This is a genomic window from Micromonospora noduli (genome assembly GCF_003264365.1).
GTDB classification, from domain to species: domain Bacteria; phylum Actinomycetota; class Actinomycetes; order Mycobacteriales; family Micromonosporaceae; genus Micromonospora; species Micromonospora noduli.
In genome coordinates this window covers 21,977-31,312 of record NZ_PYAK01000016.1, presented here as the reverse complement: position 1 = coordinate 31,312, position 9,336 = coordinate 21,977, and the positions used below count along the sequence as shown (strand labels likewise).

9 protein-coding genes are annotated in these 9,336 nt (G+C 72.8%); 5 read left to right on the top strand and 4 right to left on the bottom strand.

Translation table 11 applies throughout. The annotated features are described in order from the left end of the window. Positions 1-10 precede the first annotated feature (10 nt). Complete coding sequence (locus tag GUI43_RS15000; protein ID WP_112699080.1) at positions 11-1,315, top strand: sensor histidine kinase; 1,305 nt, start codon at positions 11-13, stop codon at positions 1,313-1,315. 58 nt (positions 1,316-1,373) lie between these two features. Continuing rightward, on the top strand, positions 1,374-2,027 hold the full coding sequence (locus GUI43_RS14995) for a response regulator transcription factor (RefSeq protein WP_030329744.1): 654 nt from the start codon (positions 1,374-1,376) through the stop codon (positions 2,025-2,027). On the opposite strand, the gene GUI43_RS14990 is transcribed toward GUI43_RS14995, so the two are convergent. Genes GUI43_RS14990 through GUI43_RS14980 form a run of 3 tightly spaced genes read right to left on the bottom strand, consistent with a single transcriptional unit; the run spans position 2,008 to position 4,629 of the window. Beyond that, complete coding sequence (locus GUI43_RS14990; RefSeq protein ID WP_112699079.1) at positions 2,008-2,670, bottom strand: HAD family hydrolase; 663 nt, start codon at positions 2,668-2,670, stop codon at positions 2,008-2,010. The genes GUI43_RS14995 and GUI43_RS14990 overlap by 20 nt on opposite strands. A 20-nt stretch (positions 2,671-2,690) precedes the next feature. Then, positions 2,691-2,945 carry a glutaredoxin family protein gene (locus tag GUI43_RS14985; RefSeq protein ID WP_030490173.1) on the bottom strand — a complete coding sequence of 85 codons (255 nt, stop codon included), beginning with the start codon at positions 2,943-2,945 and terminating at the stop codon, positions 2,691-2,693. Continuing rightward, a complete protein-coding gene (locus GUI43_RS14980) occupies positions 2,935-4,629 on the bottom strand; it encodes an AMP-binding protein (protein WP_112699078.1) in 1,695 nt (564 codons plus the stop codon). The genes GUI43_RS14985 and GUI43_RS14980 overlap by 11 nt, the downstream gene beginning before the upstream one ends. A gap of 498 nt (positions 4,630-5,127) precedes the next feature. Here GUI43_RS14980 and GUI43_RS14975 point away from each other — a divergent pair, with 498 nt between their 5' ends. The 3 genes from GUI43_RS14975 to GUI43_RS14965 all read left to right on the top strand — a co-directional run bounded on the left by GUI43_RS14975 (position 5,128) and on the right by GUI43_RS14965 (position 8,248). Beyond that, the gene (locus GUI43_RS14975; protein ID WP_112584243.1) at positions 5,128-6,093 is read left to right on the top strand and encodes an ECF subfamily RNA polymerase sigma factor, BldN family; all 966 of its coding nucleotides are present in this window, start codon (positions 5,128-5,130) and stop codon (positions 6,091-6,093) included. A 289-nt stretch (positions 6,094-6,382) separates the two neighbouring features. Further along, positions 6,383-7,252, top strand: a complete 870-nt coding sequence (locus GUI43_RS14970) for a DUF5667 domain-containing protein (RefSeq protein ID WP_112699077.1) — start codon at positions 6,383-6,385, stop codon at positions 7,250-7,252. Positions 7,253-7,378: 126 nt separating this feature from the next. Beyond that, positions 7,379-8,248, top strand: coding sequence for an HAD family hydrolase (locus GUI43_RS14965; protein WP_112699076.1), 870 nt, complete (start codon positions 7,379-7,381; stop codon positions 8,246-8,248). A 6-nt stretch (positions 8,249-8,254) separates the two neighbouring features. On the opposite strand, the gene GUI43_RS14960 is transcribed toward GUI43_RS14965, so the two are convergent. Next, positions 8,255-9,136 carry a lysophospholipid acyltransferase family protein gene (locus GUI43_RS14960; protein ID WP_112584240.1) on the bottom strand — a complete coding sequence of 294 codons (882 nt, stop codon included), beginning with the start codon at positions 9,134-9,136 and terminating at the stop codon, positions 8,255-8,257. Between the last annotated feature and the right edge of the window lie 200 nt (positions 9,137-9,336).

Here is a 9,336-nt window from a genome sequence, read left to right as displayed (position 1 = left end):
GCCTTTGAGCATGACCGCCGTTGCCGCCACCAGCGACCGACCGACGCTGGCACCGAGCATCCCCCGCCAGCTCTTCGTCGACTCCGGGTACGTGCTGCTCGGCCTGCCCCTGGCGCTGGCCAGCTTCGTCGTCCTCATCGTCGGCCTCGCGGTCGGCATCGGCCTGGTGGTCACTGTGATCGGCCTGCCGATCCTCAGCGGCACCCTGTACACCGCCCGTGGGCTGGCCGACGTCGAGCGGCTGCGGCTGCCCGCGGTGCTCCACCAGCCCCGGATCCGTCCGCACTACCGGCTGCCCGAGGCGGGCGCGAACGCCTGGCGGCGGATCTTCGTGCCGATGCGGGACGCCCAGTCCTGGCTCGACCTGGCGCACGGCATCCTGCGGCTGATCGCGGCGGTGGGCACCTTCGTGGTGACGGTGTCCTGGTGGGCCGCGGCGATCGCCGGCTCGCTCTACTGGGCGTACGACTGGGCCCTGCCCCGGGCCGATGGCGAAGGTGATCAGGACCTGGCGCAGCTGCTCGGCCTGGGCGACTCGACCACCGCCCGGATCGGCCTGTACACCGCGCTCGGGGTGTTCTTCCTGATCACCCTGCCGATCGTGGTGCGGGGCTGCGCGCTGCTCCAGGCCAGCTTCGCCAAGGCGATGCTGACCGGGGTGGCTGAGATGCGCGACCGGATCACGGTGCTGGAGGAGCAGAAGCGGGCCGCCGTGTCCGCCGAGGCCTCCGCGCTACGCCGGTTGGAACGTGACATCCACGACGGCCCCCAGCAGCGCCTGGTCCGGCTGGCAATGGACCTCAGCCGGGCCCGGATGCAGCTCGCCTCGGACCCGGAGGCGGCCGGCCGCACCATCGACGAGGCGGTCACCCAGACCCGCGACACGCTGGCTGAGCTGCGGGCGCTGTCCCGGGGCATCGCGCCGCCGATCCTGGTCGACCGGGGCCTGCCCAGCGCGCTGGCCGCGATCGCCGGCCGCGGGCTGATCCCGATCGAGCTCCAGGTGGACCCGCAGCTCGGCACCCCGGCCGGACGGCTCGACCCGGCGGTGGAGAACACCGCGTACTTCGTGGTGTCCGAGGCGCTGACAAACGTCGCCAAGCACAGCCGGGCCACCGAGGCCACAGTGGCCGTGGCCCGCAAGGGCACCCACCTGCGGGTGCGGGTGGGCGACGACGGGCAGGGCGGCGCGCACCTGGCCAAGGGGCACGGGCTCGCCGGCATCGCCGACCGGGTCCGGGCCGCCGGTGGCGAACTGGTGGTGGTCAGCCCGACCGGCGGCCCCACCGAGATCCGCGCCGAGCTGCCGCTGTGAGCGGTCCCGCACCGCGCCGAGCCCGTACGACGGGCCGGACGTGGTAGACAACACAGCCATGCGCATCGTGATCGCCGACGACGCCGTCCTGCTCCGGGAAGGGCTGGTCCGGCTGCTGACCGAGAGCGGGCACCAGGTGGTGGCCGCCGTCGGGGACGGTGACGCCCTGGTCGAGGCGGTGGTCGAGCACCGGCCCGACGTGTCGATCGTCGACGTCCGGATGCCGCCGTCGCACACCGACGAGGGGTTGCGGGCTGCGGTGGAGGCCCGCCGGCTGGTGCCGCGTACCCCGATCCTGGTGCTCTCCCAGTACGTCGAGGTGTCGTACGCCGATGATCTGCTCGCCACCACCGGCGGCGCCGGCGGCGGGATCGGCTACCTGCTCAAGGACCGGGTGGCCGCGATCGACGAGTTCCTGGACGCGCTGCGGCGGGTGGCGGGCGGCGGCACGGTGCTCGACCCGGAGGTGGTCGGTCAGCTCTTCGCGCGGCGTCGCCGGGACGACCCGCTGCGCGAGCTGACCCCCCGCGAGCGCGAGGTGCTCGCCCTGATGGCCGAGGGGCGTTCGAACACCGCCATCGCGCGCGCCCTGGTGGTCAGCGACGGCGCGGTGGAGAAGCACGTGCGCAACATCTTCACCAAGCTCACCCTGCCGCCGGACACCGAACAGCACCGGCGGGTGCTGGCCGTCCTCACCTATCTGCGGAACTGACCTCCCGGGCCAGGACCACCGCGTCGGTGAGGGTGTCCGCCACCGGGTGACCGGAGGCGCGCAGCCGGGCCGGGTCGGTGAAGCCGCCGGTGTAGAGCACTGCACGGCCACCCACCGCGAGCGCCGCGTCCGCGTCGTCGATGGAGTCGCCGATCAGCACCACCGAGGTGCCGTCCACGCCCAGTTCGGCCAGGTGCTGCTGGAGCGACTCGGCCTTGTGGCCGCCGCCGACAGTGGCCCGCAGCCCGTCGACGCGGGTGAAGTGGCCGGTCAACCCGTACGTGTGCACGGTCGGGACCAGCTCCTCGTGGAACCACATGGAGAGCAGGCTCTGGCTGCCCGGCCAGGCGGCCATGGCGGCGCGCGCGTCGGCGGCCAGCTCGCAGGTGGTCAGCCCGGTGCGGTACGCGTCGTGGAAGATCTTGTCCAGTCGGCCGAACTCGTCGTCGTCCACCGCCTGCCCGAGCACCTCGGCGTAGTACTCGGCGATCGGCCTGCGGAACCGCACCCGGTGCTCGTCCGGGGTGACCGTCGGCCCGCCAAGGCTCGCGAACACGACGTTGGTGGCGGACACCACCAGGCTGAGGTCGTTGAGCAGGGTGCCGTTCCAGTCCCAGACGAGGTGCGGGGGCGCAGAGGTCATCAGAGCACCATAGGCACCCGTCAGAGCTGCGGCGTGGTCAGGTCCCGCAGCAGCCGGTCCTCCTCGACCCGCCAGTAGCCGTGCTCCTTGCCGTCGAGCATCACCACCGGCAGCCGGTCCCCGTACTCCCGCTCCAGCCCCTCGTCGCCGGTGACGTCCCACTCGACCCACTTGTCGCCGGTGACCGCGACCACCCGGTCGAGCGCCGCCTTGGCGTCGTCGCACAGGTGGCAGCCGGGTCGGGTGATCAGGGCGAGTCGGGCGTCACTGGCCATCGGTTACCTCCGTGCGGTCGGTCGGCGTCGCCGACCGGAGTTGGGTCTTGCGTACCTTGCCGATCGCCGAGTGCGGCAGGGCGTCGACGAACTCGACAGCGGTCGGGCACTTGAACCGGGCCAGGTTCCGTGCGCAGTGGGCGAGCAACTCCTCGCTGGTCACCGGTCGGCCCTGCACCGGCACCACGTACGCCCGCACAGTCTCGCCGGTCCGCGGGTGCGGCACACCCAGTACCGCCGACTCGACCACCCCGGGGTGCCCGGCGAGCACCAGCTCGACCTCGTGCGGATAGACGTTGAACCCGTTGACCAGGATCAACTCGCCGAGCCGGTCGACCAGGAAGAGGTCCCCGTCCTCGTCGGCGTACGCGATGTCACCGGTGCCCCACCAACCCTCGGCGTCCGGGCCGCCCCGACCGTCGGGCCAGTAGCCGGTGAAGAGGTTCGGACCGGACACCACGATCTGCCCCGGGTCGGTGCCCGGCGCCACGTCGGAGATGTCCAGCTCGTCCGGGTCGTCGTCGGGGACGGCCAGCCCGTCGCGCCACAGGTCCACCCCGTCGGCGCCGACCAGGCGTAGCCGCACCCCGGGCAGCTGCCGGCCGATCGAACCCGGCTTGGCCACGCCGCCGACCAGGGTGGAGGTGAGCACCGGCGCGGTCTCGGTGAGGCCGTACCCGATGTGCACCTGATGCCCGGTGACCTCAGTGAAGCCCGCCGCGACAGCGGGTTCGAGCGGTGCCGCGCCGCAGACCGCCACCCGCACCGACGCGGTCGCCGCGCGGGCCGTGGCCGCACCGGCCCAGGTCAGGAACATCGACGGTACGCCGACCAGCACGCTGACCCGGTGCCGCGCGATCTCGTCCAGCCCCGCCGTCGGGCCCGGCTCGTCGAGCAGCACCCCGGTCGCGCCGTGGTGCACGACCGCGCCGAGCCCCGAGTTGAGCCCGTACGCGTGGAACAGCGGCAACGCCAGGAGAACAGTGTCGGTCGGCCCGACCACCGGCGGCTCGATCCCCGCGACCTGGTCCTGGTTGGCGAGCAGCGCCTGGTGCGAGAGCATCGCTCCCTTGGGTCGCCCCTCGGTGCCGGAGGTATAGAGCAGTACAGCCAGGTCGGCGCCGCCGCGTCGGGGGCGGGGTGCCGGTCCGGGCGCCTCGGCGGTCGGTGGCGTGCCGTGCACCGAGGCGAGCGCGGGCAGCTCGGCGGCCACGGCGGCGACCAGAGCTCGGACGTGGTCGGTGGCGATGAGCACCGACGCGCCGGAGTCGGCCAGCACGTGCCGTAGCTCCGGGGCGGTGAGGCCGGGGTTGACCGGCACGGTGACCAGGCCGGCGCGGAGGGCACCGAGCCAGGCGATCACGAAGTCCGGGGTGTTGGGCAGCGCGATCGCGACGCGTGGTGGCGTACCGCCGGGGTCGGTGGGTGGCGCGGCGGCGGCCAGGCCGCGGGCGGCGGCGTCCACCGCGGCGGCCAGTTCGGACCAGCTCACCGTGCGCTCACGCCAGTGCAGCGCGGGCCGGTCGGCGCGGTCGAGAGCCGCCCGGCGGACCCGGTCGGCGAGGTTCGGCGCGGGGCTTTCCGAGGCGACCTGCACGGTGATCGAGTCTGGCACAGCGGACGGCGACGGGCCACGCCCGATGGTTGGGGCCACGCCCGGCGGACGACACCGCGACAGTCCCATGTACGGGACTGTCCGGTGTGCCACCGGCGATCCGATCAGGTCCTGTCGATGGGACGCACGACGGTGGCCACCGGCAGTTCGGCCGCCCCCGTCCGGCCGGCCGGCGCGGCCTGTCAGCCGAACGGGCCCGCACCTCCGACCTGGGGATCCATCCTGGAACACCCGGTCGACGGAAAGTCAATCGCACACGACGGACAACCGGTCCGCCACCGGTGCGACGGAGCGGGAAATACTTCCGCCTTGTGTAACGGACTTGCCACGCGCGGGTGACGTTGGCCCTATCATCACTCGGGTCGGCTCACCCCATTTGCCGTGAGTCGACACCCCTCAGCCCGAGGAGGCCCCCGTGCCTGTGAGCGCATTGGACCAGCACCTCCAGGGGAATTGCCGCCCGTCGGCAACTCCCGTGACCGTCCTGCCCGACCGGTCACCCGGTCGGTTCGCCCCGACGAGAGCTAGACCGGCCCGCCCGGCGACCGACGGGACGGGGGCAACGCGGTGACCACCTTCGGTTACGCGGAACGCCCGGTCGGCCTGACCGGTCAACCCGCCCGCTCCCACGTCAACGAGCGGCCAGCGGCCCGTGCCCCATCGGACGAACAGCACGGCGGCGTCGTGCGGGGTGACGGCGCGGCGCAGCGGATCCGCAGCCGGCCACACCACAACGAGCCACCCCCGCGACCCGCGGTGCCCGGTGGAAACGCGAAGCCGGCCGGCGGCCGGGTCGCCGTACCGTCCCGACCCACAATGCCTGTGCAGGGTCGTCGGGTAAGCGACACACCGGCGGTCACCACCGACCCGGCGGCGGGTGAGACAGCGGTGATCCCGGCGGTGCCGGCCACCACCGCGACCACCGCGACCACCCCGACCGGTTTCCCGAGCCGCCCGGACCCGTCCGACCCGGCAACCGAGGTCTGGACGCTGATCGAGCGGGCCCAGGCCGGCGAGTCCGAGGCGTTCGGCCTGATCTACGACCGCTACGTGGACACCGTCTTCCGGTTCGTCTACTTCCGGGTCGGCAACCGGCAACTCGCCGAGGATCTCACCTCGGACACCTTCCTGCGCGCGCTCAAGCGGATCGGCAGCTTCACCTGGCAGGGCCGCGACCTCGGCGCCTGGCTGGTGACGATCGCCCGCAACCTCGTCGCGGACCACTTCAAGTCGGGCCGGTACCGGCTGGAGGTCACCACCGGCGACGTGCTCGACGCCGACCGGGAGGACCGGGGCCCGGAGGGCAGCCCGGAGGCGGCGGTGGTGGAGCACATCACCAACGTCGCGCTCCTCACCGCTGTGAAGCAGCTCAACCCGGAGCAGCAGGAGTGCATCGTGCTCCGCTTCCTCCAGGGCTTCTCGGTCGCCGAGACGGCCCGCGCGATGGGCAAGAACGAGGGAGCCATCAAGGCCCTCCAGTACCGCGCCGTCCGCGCCCTGGCCCGGCTGCTGCCCGACGGCTTCCAGCCGTAGTTTGTTACGGCGGGACCGACGGGCGTCGATCAACGTCCGCGCAGCTCAAAGTCGGTCCCGCCCGGTGATGACCATCACTTTCTGTAATTTCCGGCCCGCCAGGCCCGTAACCCGTGCCCGGTCCGCCGCGTTTCTCCGGGTGCGACCGGTGGATGTCCCGGCAGGCCCGGGTCACCGAGGTCCGACCGGCATGCCGGCGGCACCTCACCTCCGTGGTGTCACACTGCCGCCCGGTCGCTGGCAACGACGGCGGCCGACCGGCCGTGACCAGCGAGAGGAGGTGCCTGCGGTGGACAACACCCTCTTCTCCCGCCGGCGCGCGGAGCGTTTCGCGCAGCTTCTCGACGAGGCCAACGGCGCTCGACGACACCACGTGCGATCCCGGGTGGACGGCCAACTGGCGCCGCTCGTCGCAGTGGGTCAGCGGCTCAGCGTCGACCCCCCGGCTGTCGAGGTGGACCAGGACTTCCGTACCGGCCTGCGGGCGATGCTGCTCGCAACCGCCGAGCGGGAAGGGCTGGGCAGCGCACCAGCGGCGGTCAGCGAACCGGCCGCCACGACCACCCGCGGGCGGCTACTGCCGGCGGTCACCGCACGGCGGGCCCGAGCCCGGGGCGCGATCCTGGTCGGCATCGCCGCCGGGGCCATCGCCGTCTCCGGGATCTCCGCCGCCAGCGAGAACGCGGTGCCCGGTGACGCGCTGTACGGCATGAAGCGCTCCACCGAACGGGCACAGCTCGCTCTGGCCAGCTCCGACATCAGCAGGGGCCAGCTCTTCCTGGACTTCGCCCGGACCAGAGTCGGCGAAGCCGCGAAGCTGCGCGGTGACCGGATCGGCTACAGCGCGGTCCTCGACGACATGGACGCCGACAGTCGGCAGGGCGTACGCCTGCTGACCTCGGCCGCTGTGCAGCGGGCCGAGCCGGGCAGCCTGGACACTCTCAACACCTTCGTGTCGAGCCAGCGCCGGGCCGTACGCGGTCTGCTCGACGGGAGCACCCGGGTCGACCGGGAACGGACCCAGCGGTCGCTGGTTCTGCTGGACAGCATCCGGGAACGCTCGGACGACCTGCGCGCGGCGATCGCCTGCGGCCTGCCCGCACCGACCGTCAGCGACGCCCTCGGGCCGAACCCGAGCACCTGCCCCGGGGCCCGCTGACCCGCGTCCCCATACCGCACGTCCGACCGGCCGCGCCACAGTTCGCTGTGTGCCCGGCCGGTCACCCGTCTGCGGCGGATACCCTCGCGGGGGAGCATCCGTCGTACCGGTGAGGAAGGGATTCGCGTGGCGCGTAGCCGTAAGGTGACGGTCAGCACCGACGCCGAGGGGCACACCGCAGCCTGGGCGGAGACCGACCTGGCCCCGGTCAGCGCACCCGACCCGACCGCCGCGGCGTTCTTCGACGTGGACAACACGATGATGCAGGGCGCGTCGATCTACTGGTTCGCCCGTGGTCTCGCCTCCCGAAACTACGTGACAACCGTCGACCTGGCCCGATTCGCCTGGCAACAGCTCCGCTTCCGGCTGCTGGCCCGGGAGCACGCCGGTGACATGTCAGTGGCCAAGGAGGCGGCGCTGGCCTTCGTTCAGGGCTGGCGGGTCAACGAGGTCGAACACCTCGCCGAGGAGATCTTCGACGAGATGATGGCCCCCCGGATCTGGGCCGGCACCCACCAGCTCGCTCAGCGTCACCTGGACGCCGGTCAGCGGGTCTGGCTGGTCAGCGCCGCCCCCGTCGAGATCGGCCGGGTGATCGCCGCCCGGCTCGGCCTGACCGGTGCCATCGGCACGGTGGCCGAGGTGCTGGACGGGGCGTACACCGGGCGGTTGGTGGGTGACCTGATGCACGGGCCGGCCAAGGCTGAGGCGGTCACCCAGCTCGCCGCCGTGGAAGGGCTCGACCTGTTCCGCTGCGCGGCTTACAGCGATTCGGCGAACGACCTGCCGCTGCTCTGCGCGGTGGGCCGGGCGGTGGCGGTCAACCCGGACGGCGCCCTGCTGCGGCAGGCCCGCCAGCACGGCTGGGAGGTGCGGGACTTCCGCACCGGCCGCCGAGCGGTCAAGATCGCCGTACCGTCGACCGCGGCCGCCGGGCTGGTCGCGGGCGCGGTCACCGCCGGCCTGGCCCTACAGCGCCGCCGCCGCGCCAGCTGAGAGACCCTAGGGGCCGAACGGGTCGGGCCGTCGTTCCAGCAGGGTGTGCAGGGTCTGTTGGATGGTCTCCCGCACCTGGTCGGCGAGGTTGAAGACCACCAGCGGGTCGTCCGCCGAGTCGGTCAGGTGGGCGGTGGGGATCGGCGGGCAGAACTCGATCAGCCACTTGCTGGGCAGCGGCACCATGCCCAGCGGGCCGAGCAGCGGGAACGTCGGCGTGACCGGGAAGTAGGGCAGCTTCAGCAGCCGCGCCAGGGGCTTGATGTCGGCGAGCATCGGGTAGATCTCCTCGCCGCCGACGATGGCGACGGGCACGATCGGGGTGCCGGTGCGCAGCGCCGCCGAGACGAACCCGCCCCGCCCGAAGCGTTGCAGTTTGTAACGGTCGGCGTAGAGCTTGCCGATGCCCTTGAAGCCCTCGGGGAACACACCGACCAGGTCGCCGCCGCCGAGCAGCCGCTCGGCGTCCGGGTTGCAGGCCACAGTGCCGCCGGTCTTGCGGGCCAACTCGGAGACCACCGGCATCCGGAAGACCAGGTCGGCGCCGAGCAGCCGCAGGTAGCGGTGGGCGGGGTGCTTGTCGTGCAGCGCCGCCGAGAGGATCAGGGCGTCCAGTGCCACAGTCCCGGAGTGGTTGCCGACCACCAGGGCGGGCCCGTCCACGGGGACGTGCTCCACCCCACTGACCTCGGTGCGGAACCAGTCCCGGTAGAGCAGCCGCAGCAGCGGGTGGAAGACCGCGTCGGTCAACTCCGAGTCGAAACCGAACTCGTCGACCTCGTAGTCACCGGAGAGCCGCCGGCGCAGGAACGCCAACCCGTTCGCGACCTTGCGGTCCCAGTGGTCCCCGGGCCGGTCCGACACCGCAGGCTCGGTGCCGCCGGTCAACCCGGCGTCGACCTCGTCGGAAGGGGTCGAGGTCGAGGTCGGGGCTGAGGTCGGGGTCGGGGCTGAGGCCGGCGGCGTGGTCGAGGCCGGCGGTTCCGTCGGGATCGGCGCGGCCTGCGCGGCCGGTCGATGTCCGTTGCGCCGCGCCGGCTCCGCGTCCGGCGCGGGCACCTGCTGCGGTACGTCGAAACGCCCGACCG